The organism is Porphyromonas cangingivalis (assembly GCF_900638305.1).
Taxonomy (GTDB): Bacteria; Bacteroidota; Bacteroidia; order Bacteroidales; family Porphyromonadaceae; genus Porphyromonas_A; species Porphyromonas_A cangingivalis.
On the sequence record NZ_LR134506.1, the window covers coordinates 77,352 to 94,699 of the forward strand.

Annotated in this window: 12 protein-coding genes; 8 read left to right on the forward strand and 4 right to left on the reverse strand. The window is 48.9% G+C overall.

Annotated features, from left to right (window positions below):
* Nucleotides 1–22: 22 nt before the first annotated feature.
* Nucleotides 23–853 carry a prolipoprotein diacylglyceryl transferase gene (lgt, locus tag EL262_RS00365; protein ID WP_036853909.1) on the reverse strand — a complete coding sequence of 277 codons (831 nt, stop codon included), beginning with the start codon at nt 851–853 and terminating at the stop codon, nt 23–25.
* A gap of 533 nt (nt 854–1,386) precedes the next feature.
* Here lgt and tyrS point away from each other — a divergent pair.
* Nucleotides 1,387–2,679 carry a tyrosine--tRNA ligase gene (gene tyrS, locus EL262_RS00370; protein WP_025838989.1) on the forward strand — a complete coding sequence of 431 codons (1,293 nt, stop codon included), beginning with the start codon at nt 1,387–1,389 and terminating at the stop codon, nt 2,677–2,679.
* A gap of 122 nt (nt 2,680–2,801) precedes the next feature.
* Entirely contained in the window at nt 2,802–4,022 is a 1,221-nt protein-coding gene (locus EL262_RS00375; RefSeq protein ID WP_036848059.1) for a uracil-xanthine permease family protein, read from the forward strand.
* A 102-nt stretch (nt 4,023–4,124) separates the two neighbouring features.
* Here EL262_RS00375 and EL262_RS00380 read toward each other — a convergent pair whose 3' ends face one another.
* Entirely contained in the window at nt 4,125–5,441 is a 1,317-nt protein-coding gene (locus EL262_RS00380; RefSeq protein ID WP_078735920.1) for an L-cysteine desulfidase family protein, read from the reverse strand.
* 429 nt (nt 5,442–5,870) lie between these two features.
* Between EL262_RS00380 and EL262_RS00385 the strand changes: the two genes are divergently transcribed.
* The 6 genes from EL262_RS00385 (at nt 5,871) to EL262_RS00410 (ending at nt 13,357) form a co-directional block, all read left to right on the forward strand.
* The gene (locus tag EL262_RS00385; protein WP_025838991.1) at nt 5,871–6,773 is read left to right on the forward strand and encodes a TIGR01777 family oxidoreductase; all 903 of its coding nucleotides are present in this window, start codon (nt 5,871–5,873) and stop codon (nt 6,771–6,773) included.
* On the forward strand, nt 6,770–7,480 hold the full coding sequence (locus EL262_RS00390) for an SAM-dependent methyltransferase (protein ID WP_078735919.1): 711 nt from the start codon (nt 6,770–6,772) through the stop codon (nt 7,478–7,480). Before EL262_RS00385 ends, EL262_RS00390 begins: the two co-directional genes overlap by 4 nt.
* 37 nt (nt 7,481–7,517) lie before the next feature.
* Nucleotides 7,518–8,780, forward strand: a complete 1,263-nt coding sequence (locus tag EL262_RS00395) for an ABC transporter permease (RefSeq protein ID WP_078735918.1) — start codon at nt 7,518–7,520, stop codon at nt 8,778–8,780.
* A gap of 115 nt (nt 8,781–8,895) precedes the next feature.
* Entirely contained in the window at nt 8,896–9,876 is a 981-nt protein-coding gene (locus EL262_RS00400) for a glycosyl transferase family 90 (protein ID WP_025838997.1), read from the forward strand.
* A gap of 20 nt (nt 9,877–9,896) precedes the next feature.
* Entirely contained in the window at nt 9,897–10,886 is a 990-nt protein-coding gene (locus EL262_RS00405) for a GSCFA domain-containing protein (protein WP_025839000.1), read from the forward strand.
* On the forward strand, nt 10,883–13,357 hold the full coding sequence (locus EL262_RS00410) for a bifunctional UDP-N-acetylmuramoyl-tripeptide:D-alanyl-D-alanine ligase/alanine racemase (protein ID WP_025839002.1): 2,475 nt from the start codon (nt 10,883–10,885) through the stop codon (nt 13,355–13,357). Before EL262_RS00405 ends, EL262_RS00410 begins: the two co-directional genes overlap by 4 nt.
* A gap of 268 nt (nt 13,358–13,625) precedes the next feature.
* Here EL262_RS00410 and EL262_RS00415 read toward each other — a convergent pair whose 3' ends face one another.
* Both EL262_RS00415 and EL262_RS00420 read right to left on the reverse strand, forming a co-directional pair.
* Nucleotides 13,626–14,558: a PorV/PorQ family protein gene (locus EL262_RS00415; protein ID WP_025839004.1), complete on the reverse strand. Its 933-nt coding sequence runs from the start codon at nt 14,556–14,558 to the stop codon at nt 13,626–13,628.
* A 15-nt stretch (nt 14,559–14,573) separates the two neighbouring features.
* Nucleotides 14,574–17,330: a S8 family serine peptidase gene (locus EL262_RS00420; RefSeq protein WP_078735917.1), complete on the reverse strand. Its 2,757-nt coding sequence runs from the start codon at nt 17,328–17,330 to the stop codon at nt 14,574–14,576.
* Between the last annotated feature and the right edge of the window lie 18 nt (nt 17,331–17,348).

Genomic DNA, 17,348 nt, shown 5'->3' on the forward strand with positions numbered 1-17,348 from the left:
TTGTATTGATTGATATTAGTTTTTATTTCGTTGATTGAGTTTTACGAGTGCTGTACACGATGGAAGCCACACCGACGATCACGAATGGGATGCTTAGGAGTTGCCCCATGTTGAGGGTCATATCTGCTTCGAACGCACTTTGGTTGTTTTTGAGGAACTCGATGAAGAATCGAGACCCAAAGACACAGACCATGAAGACCCCGAAGATGAAGCCCTCACGCTTCTGAGCCCCTTTGACCCAGTACAACCACATACAAAGCAAGAACGTGATGAGGTAGCATAGGGCTTCGTACAACTGTGTCGGATGTGACGGATCGGAGAATATCGGCTCTGCGCCATGCTGCCAAGCCGGGATATTTGTGATGAATCTGAACGCCCATGGCACATCCGTCACATGACCATAGATCTCATGGTTCATGAGATTACCCAGACGGATCATCGTCGCCACGATACCCGTGGGCACGGCCACACGGTCAAACGCCCAAAGGATGCTCTTGTGGCTCACCTTGCGTGAGTACCACCACAGACCGAGGATCACCCCTATCGTGCCACCGTGACTGGCAAGGCCTCCGTTCCAAGTCTTGAATATCTCAAGCGGATTAGCGAGGTAGTACCCGGGGTCATAGAAGAGACAATGTCCCAAGCGTGCTCCCACGACAGTCCCGATCACGACGGAGTAGAAGAGCGAAGCCAGCCACTTTTCGGGCAACTGCTCATGCTGCCACATCTTGGTGATCAGCCAATATCCGATGACGATAAGCCCCACAGCAAAGAAGATGCTGTACCAGCCTATACGGACACCCATTATCTCGGCAATGATAGGATCAACGGTCCATGTTACGACATTCATCATAGTGCTACGATACTTGACTTTTAAGATCTTGCCCGGCATCCCATGATGTGCCGGAATGTTATCTAAAAAAATACCTGTGAGCTCCAACGGCGTCACATCTGTACAAAGATAGCTATAATCCACGAATTATATTTCTGTATTTCTCTTGTACTTTTGTGACTGAACGCTTTCATGACGAAGTTTACCATGATTTAGGTAAGAGACTGTATTTCGGAGCGGGACAGAAAACATTCCGGTGAGCGACAGAAAGGATTCTGTCCTTGCTCAGACTTTCGGCTCTTCAGCCTCTGTGCAAATCAAAGCATAGGATCCTCAAAATCGAATCATACGACTCGATGCAACAAGTCTTACGACTTTCGTCATCGAGTCCTACGACCTTTTTTTCTGCCATCAAAAAATCCTTTCGGTGAGGCAAAATGCCGTTTTTCGACACCGGCGTCGAAAACTTATGACAAGATTGGGGGCTTTTGAGTATCTTTGTACGATACGTAAAAAGTAAAATCAATCACAATACATAGACTTAGACAATGAAGATCAACTTTGTAGAAGAGCTCCGCTGGAGAGGCATGATCAATGATATGATGCCGGGGACAGAGGAGATACTCTCCAAGGAAATGGTATCTGCATACGTGGGTATAGACCCTACGGCAGACTCTCTCCACATCGGACACCTCGTGAGTGTCATGATGCTCAAGCACCTCCAACGTGCCGGTCATCGTCCTATCGCCGTCATCGGTGGTGCGACAGGGATGATCGGTGATCCTTCTATGAAATCTGCCGAACGCAACCTCCTCGACATCGACACACTCCGTAACAATCAGACGGCGATCGGTGAGCAGCTCAAGAAGTTCCTCGACTTTGACAGCAAGGAGCCGAATGCAGCAAAGTTGGTGAACAACTACGACTGGATGAAGGACTTTTCGTTCCTTGATTTCATCCGTGACATCGGTAAGCACATCACTGTCAATTATATGATGGCGAAGGACTCGGTGAAGAAACGTCTTTCGGGCGAAGGTAACAGCGGATTGTCTTTCACAGAGTTTTCGTACCAACTCCTTCAGGGCTATGACTTCCTCTACCTCTATGAGCATGAGGGCGTGAGACTTCAGATGGGGGGATCGGATCAGTGGGGTAATATCACCACGGGCTCCGAGCTCATCCGTCGCAAGATCCAAGGCGAGGCGTACGCGCTTACCTGCCCCCTTATCACAAAGGCTGATGGTGGTAAGTTCGGGAAGACCGAGAGCGGAAACATCTGGCTTGATCGTCGTTATACGAGTCCGTATAAATTCTACCAGTTTTGGCTCAATGTCAGCGACGATGATGCCGCAAAGTACATCAAGATATTCACGACTCTTACCCAAGAGGAGATCGCAGCCCTCGAAGCCGAGCAGGCTACCGCTCCTCACCTCCGTCCGCTTCAGAAGCGTCTTGCTGAGGAAGTGACCGTCATGGTTCACTCTCGTGAGGACTATGAGACTGTGGTGAAGGCTTCGGAAATCCTCTTCGGCTCCGGTACCAAGTCCACGATGGGAGATATCGACGAGGCGACATTCCTCTCTGTATTTGAAGGTGTGCCCATGGCTGAGGTTTCGGCCGATAAGTTCGACGGAGAGACTCCGCTCTTGGATCTGCTCGTGGAGGACTGCGGGTTTTTCCCATCCAAGGGCGAACTCCGTAAGCTCATCAAGAGTGGTGGTGTGAGTGTCAATAAAGAGAAGGTGCAGGATGAGCGTTGCAATGTCTCCGGGGACGACCTCATCAATGGCAAGTACATGATCGTACAACGTGGTCGTAAAAATTATTTTCTCGTCAAGGTTGCCTAAAACATCGAGGCTCTCATGATACAAGAAGCGATATAGTAATAGATAGGGTGATGCAGTTACAACGGTAACTACATCACCCTATTTTTTTGAATGAACAACACCTAAAACATATATAACAACAAATGGAACAACACGACACAATCTCCACCCTCACGCCTGTCAGGAAAGGTATCGTGGGTGTGCAGTTTTTATTTGTAGCTTTCGGAGCTACCGTACTTGTCCCTCTGCTCGTGGGGTTGGATCCCTCGACAGCACTCTTCTCAGCCGGGGTAGGTACACTGATCTTTCACTTGGTCACCAAGGGTAAAGTCCCCATCTTCTTAGGTAGTAGTTTTGCCTTCATTGCTCCACTCATCAAGGCGACAGAACTTTACGGACTTGAGGGGGCTCTCTTCGGCATTCTCGGAGTGGGGCTTGTCTATCTCATCATGAGTGCCCTCGTCAAGGCTCAGGGGGTAAACGTCATCCGTAAGCTCTTCCCTCCGGTGGTTATCGGTCCGGTGATCATACTCATCGGTCTGAGTCTCTCCTCCGCGGGGGTCAATATGGCAAAGACGGATTGGCTACTTGCGCTCATCTCTTTGGCCGTAGCCGTTTTGGTGACGATCTATGCCAAGGGTCTACTCAAGTTGATACCGATCTTCTGCGGTATTGCTGTGGGCTGTGTCGTGGCTGCCATCATGGGTAAGATGGATATGTCTGCCGTGGCGGATGCTCCATGGTTCGGACTTCCGAAGCTCGCCATCCCCAAGACTTTTTCGTGGGAGCCTATCCTATTTATGATACCGGTGGCTATCGCTCCTGTGATAGAGCATATCGGTGACGTGTATGTGGTCAATACCGTGACAGGCAAGGACTTTGTCAAAGATCCGGGCTTGCACCGTACCCTTCTCGGTGACGGTCTTGCTTGTATGGCTGCGAGCATCATGGGTGGTCCTCCTGTGACAACTTATTCGGAAGTGACCGGTGCGATGTCTCTCACCAAGGTCACCGATCCTGCAGTCATTCGCATCGCTGCGGTGACAGGCATCATCTTCTCCCTTATCGGTAAGGTGAGTGCGCTACTCAAGAGCATCCCCGAAGCAGTATTGGGAGGGATCATGCTCCTACTTTTCGGGACAATCGCAAGTACAGGTATCGTCAATCTTATGTACAACAAGATCAACATGACCGACACTCGCAACATCGTTATCGTTTCTATCACGCTCACCCTCGGTATTGGAGGTGCTGTGGTCAACTATGGAAACTTCACCCTCTCCGGCATCGGTCTATCGGCGGTGGTCGCAGTATTGCTTAATCTCATCCTGCCCAAACCCAAGGTAGAAAAGTCAGAAGAGAAGTAAGAGAAGCAGTTAGTGCTTCTGAAAAAGAAACTCACCCTTAGAGTGGTCGATGTCCGACTTGCCACTCTAAGGGTGAGTTTCGTTTTGTATCTGATTCTTGGATCAGTTTTTGTGTGTCATGATGTGAAGGACGTGCTTGTCTGTCTCTGTCATGGCATCACGTCCTATGCTTGTAAGGTTGTCGATGCTACGGTCGACATCGTCATCGACGACACCTTCGTTGCTGGTGACGACCTTTTGCTCCATGGCAAGGAGGGAAGAGAGCATCGCTGAGCTCACGCCACTGGTAACCTTGAGACTGCAACTGGGTTTTGCCCCGTCGCAGATCATCCCTGTGAGGTTGCCGACCATGTTTTTGATCGCAAAGCCGACTTGTTCGCGCGAGCCTCCCATGAGATAAGTGATACCGCTTGCACTTCCTGTCGAAGCCACTACACAACCGCATAGTGCGGAGAGGCGTCCGAGCTTCTGCTTGATGTATATGACCATGAGGTTGCTGAGCATGAGGGCACGTATCTTTTGTTCCTCGGATACATTTTCATGTTCGGCAAAGCTGAGTACCGGTAGTGTGGCCGTGATACCTTGATTGCCACTTCCTGAATTGCTCATCACCGTCACCGGTGCACCATCCATACGGGCATCACAAGCTGCGCTGGTGTAGGTGAGGAGATGGGTGTAAGCGGTGTTGCCGAGATACTTCTTGCCGAGAGGCCCCTGGATCATGCGACCTACGCTGTGCCCGTAGTTACCCTTGAGCGAATACTCGGCAGCCCCACGATTGAGGCGTGCCGCTTCGAGGATGAAGTCGATCTCCTCAAGAGGCATCTCTGTCGCAAAGTCGTAGACCATGTTGAAGGTCAATGGGATATCCTGCTCTTGATTTGCGGGATGCTCTTCACTGCATGCCACCTCTCCCTCTCCGGTCGAAGGAGCCTCTATTTCGAACACTTTATTGTCTAACGTAAGTCTCTTCAGACTTGTGTGGATCTTCTCGATGATGGCATTTGCCTTGTGTCCGTCTGCGGATGTCAGGGTCGCCTCGATATAAAGCTTGTCCACATCACCATCCTTGAGAGAGATGTCGATGATGTTTTGATCCAAAAGTGCACGAGCTTGGGCAAACTGCTCAGCCGAAAAACCATCCAATACCTTCAGCTCCTTCTCCGGAGCAGCAATGACTGCTCCAAGGGCGATAGCAATCGGAAGACCGATCATACCTGTGCCCGGTATGCCGACCCCCATCGCATTTTTAAGGACATTGGCACTGAGTTCGAGCTTGATCTGTGTCGGAAGTGTCCCCAGAGCTTTGGCGGCATAAGCCACTGTGAGTGCCACTGCTACGGGTTCGGTACATCCTGTCGCAGGGATGACCTCTCTCTGTATCATCTTGATGATATCCAGCTGTGTTTGTCTTTCCATAATAAAATAGAGAGTATAGTGTTTTGAGTATCTTCTATGCTTTTCGATTTAACGTACAAATATACATACATATCTACAAATAAGGTCTTCCGACCCTCGTTAAATAATTTCAATTCACCGAAGGACTGTTTTTTTCGCCTTTCGGACATGGGCAGAAAGTGCTCTAAAAGTAGTGGCATCAAGGTCATTCGGTACGAGGCATCCAATTCTTTTCTTTACCTTGATACGTTTGTCCATGCGAAGGGGAGACTATCTCGGTGTGGCTCTCTTCTCCTCAGGGTCGGTATAATATAAATGACAGGTAGTGTGCTTACTTCTTGTGATTTTAGGCTTCATCAGTCCCATTTATCCCCAATAAATAGCTATCTTTATGTGTTGTTTAGCTGACAGACACGATTAACAACTCGTAAAGAAAACACAGAACTATATATGGAGACTTTATTGATAACCGGTGCTGAGGGGATGATAGCCAACCACTTCGCTACGCTGTATGATGGGAAGTACAACATCCGTTTTTTGAGTCGTCGCCCTGTCGGGCCTAATGTCTATCATTGGGATCCCGCCACGGGTATCATCGATCCTGCGGCTCTTGAGGGGGTCGATCATGTTCTGCATCTTTCGGGGGCAAGTCTCTTCGGTCATCGCTGGACTACTCGTTATCGCAACGAAATCATCTCCAGCAGAGCCGATGCCATTACTCTCATTGCTTCCGCTCTGATGGCACAAGGCATCCGTCTCTCATCATTTGTCTCCGTCTCTGCCACCGGGTATTATGGTATGGACACAGAGGACGAACTCATGTACGAGACCTCCAAGCCCGGCAAAGACTTCGTCTCCAAGGTCTGTCTTGCGTGGGAGGAAGAGGCAGAGTTGCTTCATGTCGAGAACCTTGCCGAGAGGGTCGTGATCCTAAGACTCGGACTCGTCTTCAGCCACTACTTCGGAGCACTGCCTTATATGGCGAAGGGCTGTCGCATGGGTGTGGCGAGTATCCTTGGTACAGGCAAACAGTATGTGCCTTGGATCCATGTCAATGACCTCTGTCGGATGTTTCACTTCGTGATCCAAAATCCATTTGCACATGGCGTCTACAATGCAGTAGCACCCGAAAAGGTGACGTATAGAGATGTTGTATCTACCTTGGCACAGCTCCATACCGGTCGTGCTTGCGAAGTATGGGTGCCCAGCCCGATCATACGTCTTTTCTACGGTGAGGCAAGTGATCTCCTGCTCAAGGGTAACAGAGTGTCTTGTGAGAAGATAGAGGAAGCCGGATTCGAATTTTTGCACCCTGAGTTGGAAGAGGCCTTGGAGCACATCTATCAGCTATGACCCGAGGACGCCTTTATCTTATCCCCATATCGCTTGGAGATGCTCCTGTGGAGCGTTATCAGCCGGGAGAGAATCTCCGCATCTTGTCTCAACTCACGACCTTTGTCGTCGAGAATGCCAAGACCGCAAGGCAGTACATTAAATCCGTCTTGCCCGAATCCAAAATTTCTGAGCTCACTATATATGAGGTGGACAAGCACAACGGGTATGCTTATCCCGTCGAAGTGATGCAGGCTCTGCTCTCGGGTACTGACGTGGGATTGATGTCCGAAGCCGGATGTCCTGCCGTCGCCGATCCCGGTAGTCTGATCGTCAAGGAGGCTCACCTCAAGGGGGTACAGGTCGTTCCGCTCGTGGGCCCATCATCCATCCTTCTTTCTCTGATGGCTTCCGGCTTCAGTGGGCAGAGGTTTACATTCTTGGGTTATCTACCTATTGACGACAAGAAGCGTAAAAACTTGTTTGCAGATATGGCACATAGGGTGCGTGCCTATGGAGAGACTCAGATCTTCATAGAGACACCGTACCGAAATGACAAACTCATCGCAGAGCTTTGTAAGACCTTGCCTGATGCCATGCACTTATGTGTGGCCGTAGATCTCACGACGGCGGGGGAAGAGATACATAGACACTCCATCAAGGAGTGGAAGAAGGTGGCCTCAGGGATCAGCTTGCACAAACGTCCTGCGATATTCCTTATCGGCTGAGTGATGAGCCGTCGTCTTACTTAACGAGTATCGTCAGATGGGATTTTTACATCGGTTTATAGCCAATAGGTTTCTGTATCGAGAAGGATCGGACGGAGGACGAAAGAGTCTTCCTGTCGTGCGTATATCGGCCATCGGTATTGCGCTCGGAGTGGTGCTGATACTACTCTCGATATTCATAGTCCGGGGATTCAAGCTGGAGATAAGGGATCGCATCAACGGTTTTGTCGGGCATCTCAAAATCTTTCATCCCGACAACGCACATAATCAATACACACAGCCCCTGCTTACGCCTTCAGCCTTGTTGGGCGAGATGAGAGCGATCATAACTCCCATCGACCCTAAGGGGGTGGTCTATACCTTTGCAGATCAGATGGGAGTGATCAAGACCGACTCCACGTACAGCGGTGTGATCATCCATGGTGTGGACAGTCTGTATGATGCTGAATTCTTCAAAAAATACCTTTTGAGAGGAGAGTGTCCTACGTTCGGATCGGACGAAGGCAGTCGCATCTTGATCTCCTCCTATGTCGCCAACTATCTGGATGTCGATGTGGGGCAAACAGTGATGACTTACTTCTTTGACGGAGAAAGGCTGAAGGTGCGTAAGTTCGATATCGCAGGTGTGTACCGCACCGGATTCAAGGATTATGACGAGAACATTGCGATCGGAAATATCCGAGATGTCAGAAGTATCCTTGATTGGAGTGAAGAGCAGTCGGGTGGGGTAGAGGTCAAACTCTCCGATGATCGCCTCTCCGATAGTGTCTATGACAATCTCTATGACCTCCTTCTGCAGCGTGTCAATACCGGTGGCGAACGATATACCATGCTTACCGCGAGGGATATGAATCCCGCCATGTACGGTTGGGTCGATCTCTTGGACACCAATGTCCGCCTTATCCTCATCCTCATGATCACTGTCGCGGCCATGACGATGATCACGGGTGTCATCGTCATCATCCTCGAACGCGTACGAGCCATAGCCACCCTCAAGGCCTTGGGACAACGTAATCATTCGCTCCGACAGGTCTTTCATCATGTGGCCGTACGTATCCTCCTCAAGGGTCTGCTTTGGGGCAATGCTGTTGCCCTCCTGATCGGAGCTTTGCAAAGCCACTTCAAGTTGGTCAAGCTCGATGCCGCTCAGTATTATATCGACTATGTCCCGATACACATCTCCATTTGGGCGATACTGCTCACCAACCTCATTACGATAGTAGCACTCTACTTGATCATCTTCGTCCCGACGATGATCATTGCGAATATCCGTCCTGCCGAAGGGGTGCGGTTCGACTGATCGAGATGCAGTCTCGACAGTGCCGGAGTGGCCTGTCCCACTGGAGTTTTTTATCTATCTTTGTTTGTCAGAGCCCAAGGCCGGACTCTTCTGTGTATTTGCAAAACAAGACATCATGAAGTTACGCCAACGTTTGTCATATACGTTCAACAGTGGGAAGAATCCCAAATTCGTCTACTATATCCGTAGTTATGCTCGTCTCTTGGTTCCTCAAGCATGGTGTCGAAGTCGTCTCAACAGCCTATTGGCTCGTGTGGCAAAACGCCCGGACAAGGACTATATCATGCGACGTGTCGAGTATTACAATGCTCTCACGCCGACTCTGCTTCCTGCCGATGCACCTCGGCTCCGTGATCATCGTATGGGAGAGAATAAGGTTTACTTCTTCGATACTTACGAGTACACCAGATATTTTGATGATGATCTCCGATGGGCTTTTCTTCCCGGAGATGTTACTCATGTCCCCGATGTGCCTTCGATAGTGAAGAGTCGTCCTCTTACTCCCGATAATGCCAACTCGGTCGTGATGAAACTGGATAAGGTGAGGCACTTCACTTTCATCAAGGATCGCAAGTCTTTCACGGAGAAGATGGACAAGGTCATCTTCAGAGGAAAGACCGAAGACAAGGAGTCTCGCATCCGATTTATGCAGATGTACTTCGATCATCCGATGTGCGATCTCGGAGATGTCTCGCATAGTTGTCCGCAGCATGAGTGGATCGTGGAGAAGATGACCCTCAGGGCGCACTTGGACTACAAGTTTGTGATGGCACTGGAGGGGATAGATGTCGCAAGCAATCTGAAGTGGATCATGTCGTCCAACTCTCTTGCCGTCATGCCCAAGCCCACTTGTGAGACTTGGTTCATGGAGGGTACTTTGATTCCGAACCATCACTATGTCGAGATCAAGCCCGACTTCTCCGACTTGGAGGAGCGTGTGCGTTATTATATCGACCACCCCGATGAGGCGCAACGGATCATAGAGAATGCCAACGCTTATGTCCGACAGTTTTGGGATAAGGAGCGAGAGGATCTCATCTCACTATTGGTCTTGCAGAAGTATTTCGAGCAGACCAATCCGGGATACAAGAAATAAACATACATATCCATACCGCGATGGAACTGATACACAAGGTAAACATCCCCAAGCGTGCACAGGGCTACGACCACACGACGAGATTCAGTCTATGGGGTTCGTGCTTTTCGTCCGAACTCACTGCGTACCTTCAAGACAACCTTTTCACCGTCCACCCTTCTCCCTTCGGCATCATGTACAACCCGGCCTCAATAGCAAAGGGACTGCAGAGGGTGCTGGAGGGAAAAGCTTTCGATGAGAGCGAACTCTTCGAGCAAGATGGTATTTGGTACAGCAATATGCACCATGGGGATTATGCTTCGCACGATAAGGGGCTTGCCCTGAGTCGTATCAATGAGGACTTGGAACATCTAAAGAATGTGCTCAAGGACATCAATGTGTGGGTATTTACTTTTGGTACTTCGTACATCTATGAGGAGGTGAAGACCTCGGAGGTCGTCAATAACTGTCACCGTCGTCCGGCCAAAGACTTCTCACGTCGCCGACTTTCGGTCGAAGAGATCGTCTCTCTCTGGAAACCTTTGGTCGCAAGACTGCAAGAGGCTGGAGGCGAAGTGATCTTCACCGTCAGTCCGATCTGCCACTATCGGGACGGTGCACATGAGAGTCGTCTGGGCAAGGCTGTCCTCCTTTTGGCCATCGATGCCCTGCAGGAGGAGTCCTCTCGGGTGGGGTACTTTCCCTCGTATGAGATCATGATGGACGAGCTCCGAGACTATCGCTTCTATGCCGAAGACCTCGTTCACCCATCTCCCACGGCGGTACGATACATCATGGAGCGTTTTGCCGAGACTCATATCGATGCCCTTGCGACAGAGAGCATCCTCACACGCTGGTCAGCCCTTCGTAAACTCCTGGCACATAGCCCGATGACGACACATCCCGATCGTCTGAGGGCTCATTACTTTTCACTTCTTGAGAAGTTGGAGGCTTTCCGAGCAGAGTGCCCCAACGAAATGATACAGAAGTCCATCACACAAGTACAATCCTCTTTGGCGCAAATACGATGAATGCTTATCCACTATCAACGATCGCTACGATATTAGGTGCGACATTTACTCTTCCCTCGGATCCGATGATAGACATATTGCTGACAGATAGCCGTTCGCTCACTTATCCCGAGCGTACTCTATTTTTTGCCATAGTCACGCACAAGGGGAATGGTCATGACTACATCGATGATCTGTATGCCAAGGGGGTAAGATCTTTCGTCGTTTCCGAGAGACAGCATTCTGCGAAGTATCCGGAGGCTTTCTTCATCGAGGTGCCCGACGTGCTGAGGGCCTTGCAGCAAGTAGCTACAGCCCATCGTGGATCCTTGAAGATGCCTGTGGTGGGGATTACGGGAAGTAATGGAAAGACCACACTCAAAGAGATATTGTATCAGTTGCTTCACTCTCGTATGAGGGTGGGACGCTCACCTAAGAGTTACAACTCTTCGATAGGAGTTCCGCTTTCTCTCTGGAGTATACAGCAGACTGACGAGATAGCTTTCATCGAGGCCGGTATATCTCTTCCCAATGAGATGGAGGTATTGGCGAAGATGATATCGCCTACATTTGGGATCATCACGAATATAGGTGAGGCACATCAGGAGAACTTCTCTTCTCTTCGACATAAATGTCTCGAAAAGCTCAAACTCTTTGCGGATACAGAGACGATAGTTTACTGTGCCGATGACGAGCTCATCCGGGAAGGACTGGAGGACTCGGGGCTTCTCTCAAGAGCCATCGGCTGGAGTCGTAAGGATCGGAGTGCTCCGGTCTTTGTCCGTTCGGTCGAGACAGAGCGTGATTATACTCTCCTTCGTCTTTCCATCCGAGGGGGTGAGGAGACTTATCGCATCTCCTATACCGACGAGGGCTCGATACATGATGTCCTTTTGGCGATAACTTTTTTGCAGAAAGTTTGTCCCGAAGTCTTGTCGGACAAGGATGCGTTTGCACATCTCGACCCCATATCTATGCGTCTCGAAGTCATCGAGGGTAATGATGAGATGATGCTCATCAATGATACCTACAATTCCGACTTCGACTCCTTCAGCATAGCCCTCGACTATATGACTCGCCGTAATACTGAGGCAAGGCCTACCGTGCTCATCGTGTCGGACATCCATGAGAGTGGGACTCCGCCTGCGACTCTTTATGCTCGTATGGCGGAGCTTGTCGCACGGCATGAGATCTCTGAGGTCTATGCCATTGGTGACGAACTGCAGGAGCACAGACAGTTTTTCTCCGTTCCCACGACGTGCTATCGTAGTACCGATGACTTCATTGCCTCCTTGCCACGTACAGACTTGCATGGGAAGGTCGTCCTCCTCAAAGGGGCAAGATCTGCGAGGTTCGAGAAGATCGTTCGGACGCTCGAAAAGAGGACTCATCAGACGATTCTCGACGTCAATCTCAGCAACCTCGTTCACAACTTCAATCACTACAAGGCGAGAGTCCCTCAAGGGACACGCATTGTCTGCATGGTCAAAGCTTTTGGTTATGGCGTCGGCTCTTATGAGATAGCACGTACGCTCCAGGAACAAAGATGTGATTACCTTGCGGTAGCTGTCGTCGATGAGGGCAAGGCTCTAAGAGAAAAGGGAATAAGTATGCCTATCATGGTCATGAATCCTGAACGCTCAGCTTTTGCCCGACTTATAGAGTACAGACTCCAACCCGAGATATACAGTCTCTCTCTCCTCGAAGACTTCATCAAGGTTGCGGATGCCCTTGGTGAGCATCATTATCCGATACACCTTAAATGGGATACCGGTATGCACCGAATGGGACTTGACCCCGGGATGATTGATGACCTCTTGGCTTTGCTGCAGCAGACCTCCTCAGTACGTGTGGCTTCGATCTTCACCCATCTGGCGGTGGCCGATGACAAGACTGAGGATGCTTTTACTCTACAACAGTTGTCCAAGCTCCAAGGGGTCTCACACCGACTTTCTGCAGAGTTGCCCTATCCCTTCTATACCCATGCTCTGAATACGGCTGGTATTACGAGATTTGCCGATCATGCCATGGACATGGTACGCTTGGGGATCGGGCTTTACGGAATTTCGCCCATAGCTGACGAAGCTGAAGGACTACGCCCTGTCGCAGGGTTGCGTACCGTGATCCTCCAAGTGCAGAATGTCCCGGCAGAAGATACCATTGGTTATGGACGGAGGGGGAAAGTGTCTCGTCCTTCACGTATAGCTGTCATCCCGATCGGCTATGCGGATGGTATAGACCGCAAGCTCGGCAATGGTAACATCTCCTTCCGCACGGCAGATGGTACACTTGTCCCTACAATCGGCAACATCTGTATGGATACCCTCATGCTCGATGTCACCGACGCCCCTTCTGCGATCGAAGGTGCAGAAATCACGGTCTTCGATGACACCTTACCCATCGAACGCATATCCGACAAGATCGGAACCATCCCTTATGAGATTCTCTCCCGCCTATCTCCACGTGTCGCCCGACGTTACTTCAACGAGTAACTCTTTTTTCCTCATCACAAAGAAGACTTACTTTTCGGAATACTGAAAAAGTTGATAGTAGAAGTGTAGAATGAGGAAATTAAGCCCGAAGATTTTTGCTTTCGGGGATATCTTTATATTGATGACTATCAATTGAAGCCTGTAAAAATAAATAGCACGGCATGGATGATCCCCATGCCGTGCTGTAAAATGTATTATTATCCGATAACTGTAACCTTTATTTAATGCTAACGTAAAAGTAAAAGGTTACGAGAAAGGTGTATCTAGACTACAAGGACCAAGTAAGCCCTAAACGAATCATATTAAATTCATTAAGCTTGTGCTTGTCATAGGCCCCATCTAGTGAGATACCTTTATAGTTGAGGCCTAACCCCAAGGTCAATATATTGCCATAAGGAGACAATATGTAACCACTGCGAATACTTAATATCTTTCCAGGACATACTTCTCCTCCGAAATTATAGATCAACCTTTTGTCTTCGTTACCTGTAAACAAATATCGGATACCTGCTCCAAAGGTGAGATTGCGTCCTTTCAAGATAGTTACACTACTTCCAAGTCTAGCGAGTGTGGGTTGCTTGAAGCTCTCTCCAGACTTTGCATACTTCACGTTAGAGCCAAAATTCTCCACAGAGAAACCTAACATGAAGTCTCCAAAGTTGTCAGAAAAACCGAGCCTACGATAGTCAGCCCCCAGAGATGCTGTCACAACATCAGCTGTCACCGAGTTGTAAGATTGTAGATACCCTATACGTCCCCAACCGGAAAAACTCTCTCCAAAAAGACGGGTATAACCTAAATCCACGGCCCAGTCTCGTGGATGGATGCTTCCACGTGTGACACCTTGGGCATTGATATAAGGTACCTCCATACCTCCTAAGTAACGCCAACCTAAGTAAAACCCTTGGTATTGATCCAAGCGATATCCCGCTGAAGCTTGGTGATATGTGATGCGATGAGCATCTGTATGAGGGCGGACTCCTATCTGATAGCTGAACCGTAAACTTCTGGTACCATACAATAGGCTGGTTGGGGTTGAATAGAAGCTACTATGAATGCTGTGGATAGGATTTACTCCGGCCATACCAGCCGAGCGCATATCATTTCCCATGCCCAAAATGGGAAGGGTTTGTGTCTGAGCACTTAATGTCGTGCCCAAAGCGTAGAGACCCAGACATAACAATATGAATTTCTTTATCATAAACTATTTGTGATGTTAGCGTTTGATGAATGATTGACGATATTCTTTACCCTCTGCGTCTACTCGCAAGATATAAGTGCCCGTAGACAAGCTACGAACATCTAGTTGAGAGACTGGTTGGCCTTCCGGAAGTGCTATTGTACGACTCAATGCTTCTTCTCCTGATAATGTGAAGATTTGAACGAAAGCCTGACGCAAGTGTGAGGCAAAACGTATGTTTAACGTAGCGCTGACCGGTATCGGATAAATAACATGTACCAGCTCGTCTTTGACCACTTCTATCTCGAAAATGGCTTTAGCTTGCATCCCCTTGGGGTCTGTTGCAGTAATCTCCAGAGCGGTACGTCCAAGGGCTGTCCCACTGACAGTCATGATGGCATCTTCTATGATGGCTGTTGCATTGCTTGTACCGATATTGCGCACTGTGTACTTGAGGATATCCTTGTTTGCATCAGAGAAGTAAGTGCTGAGATCTATCTTCAGAGGATTTCGGGATATAGGCAGATAAGCTTTTTCAAATGATTTAATCTGCTTAGGTGCCATGTTTTGATATATTTCAAACTCAATATCTTTCTCTGCTCTGCCTCCGAGTTCATCAGTAACAACAATCTTGACCTTATATGAGCCTTGTGTGACGACAACTCGGAAATGTAGCTTGAGTTGATCGTTCACGCGCTCTACAGTCACTCCATGTGACGGTCCTTCGATTTTATGAGTCCATTTGTGCCCGTCAGGGTCAGATACGGATAGCTTGAGGTCATAACTATCATTGTCGGAGAGACGGATCGCCTGATGATCGGGGACCGTAATCACAGGATTGTGATTGGATAGAGTTTTTCCCTCCTCGAAGATCGGTTCGCTGACGTTACCCCATCTGTCGTATGCTTCGATAGCCAAGTAGTAGTGAGTATCAGGCTTGAGACCTTTCAATTGATAACTTATTATATCTCCTATCTTGGCTGCGGGCTTGGGGACTGTTACTTTATGCACCTTGACAAACTTTTCTTTGCTCAAGGGCTCTTTGTCCACATAGATGTTGTAACCAAATGCTTTTTGATCGTCGGCATCTGCTGCTACGTACCAAGTCAGATCGAGTCCTGTATGAGCAGAAGTGACTTTGTCCCAACGAACGATTTCAGGGGCAGTGGTGGATACTTTTCCTGATATGGCTGCTGCAGCATCTATATAGCCTATGCCCAAACGTCCGGCATACTCAGGGTTCATCACATTTATATCCACGGCGGAAATGGCGGTCTTGAGACGTTTGATTAGCTCGTCCGCGGTGAATCCCTGCCCCCCAAACTTAGATACAATCAGGGCTGCAATACCAGACACATGAGGACAAGCCATTGAGGTGCCTTGCATGTAACCATATTCATTGTTCGGAAGTGTGCTAAGTACTTGCCCTCTGTGTTGATAAATATCTCCACCAGGAGCCATTATGCTTATCCAGTCTCCGCGGTTGGAATATGGAGAAACTCGGAAGTCTGTACTCATAGCAGACACAGACACTACTTTGCTATAGGAGGCAGGTGCGGCCATGTAGTCTGTACCTTCATTACCCGCAGCAAAGATCACTACTCCACCCTTCATCGGAGAGTTAGGTAACTGATTGCCTTGCTCATCACATCCGGCATTCTTGATGAAGTAGTCGATAGCTTCTTTGGTGGAGAGCGGGATCCTTGTTGAGCCTGGCGTCCCCCAGGAGTTTTGGCTGATTACGGCTCCATTGTCTGCCCCATACTTAATGGCTTGTGCAAATCCACTACCTTTCAACTTCTTGTCTCTGGGATCTACATCAAATGTCTGGCAGGACATAAGCTTTACTCCGGAGCCGATCTCACCGTTACCGCCTGCCACACCACATACACCGATGCCGTTGTTGTTGCGTGCAGCCACAGTCCCGGCTACGTGTGTCCCGTGATCAACCGGGTTTATAGTTCCTTCTCTAAGGTAGAAGTTATAGCCATAAATATCATCGACATGCCCATTACCATCATCGTCTTTACCTTTTACTCCATTGAGCTCTGCCTCGTTGATATACATATTATCTTTGAGGTCTTCGTGCTTGACATCGATACCTCCGTCCACGATGGATACGATCACTTCTGACTTCCCGGACTCATTCTTCCAGGCTTCAAATAGATTGATATCGGCTCCGACCTTGGATCTGATGAGGCTCCCATCGTTATGATAGTGCCATTGCCCGGGTAGCATAGGATCATTCATCGGCAGTGTGGTAGCACTTCTCAAGCTTCTGACTTGCCCCATCTCAAATTTTACAGCCTTTGTCTGAGGAATCTTGGGAGTATACACAAGCTCTGTAGCTGTGACACCTGATGACTTCTCAATCAATGCCATTGCTCTGTCACGCGCAGCCATGAGTTCGGCTTCCGAGCCTTCATTCTCGAGAGTGATATCATACCAAAGATGCAACCCGGCACGTCTGGTACGTTCCTCATATTTTCCCGCATGAGGAAAAACTCGCTCCATATGCGTAGCTTTGATCTCCTCAAGTATTGGTATAGAGTGAGTTTCCGACTTGTTTGCAGACTCTCGTTGTTCTTGGAGCAGATGTTCTATCCTTTCTCCTTCTACTTCAGAGAAGCGAACACGAATTACATTGGGTAATGTTTCTTCGGTATTGTCCACAATTGTTTCTATTGCCAATTGTTCCGGATCTTGAACCGGAAGATCTAGATCGTCCTGACGACAACCACCCAGAGTCATCGAAACTCCAAGCAGTGTCAAGAGAATATATTTTTTGTTCATTGCCTTTTGGGGTTATAA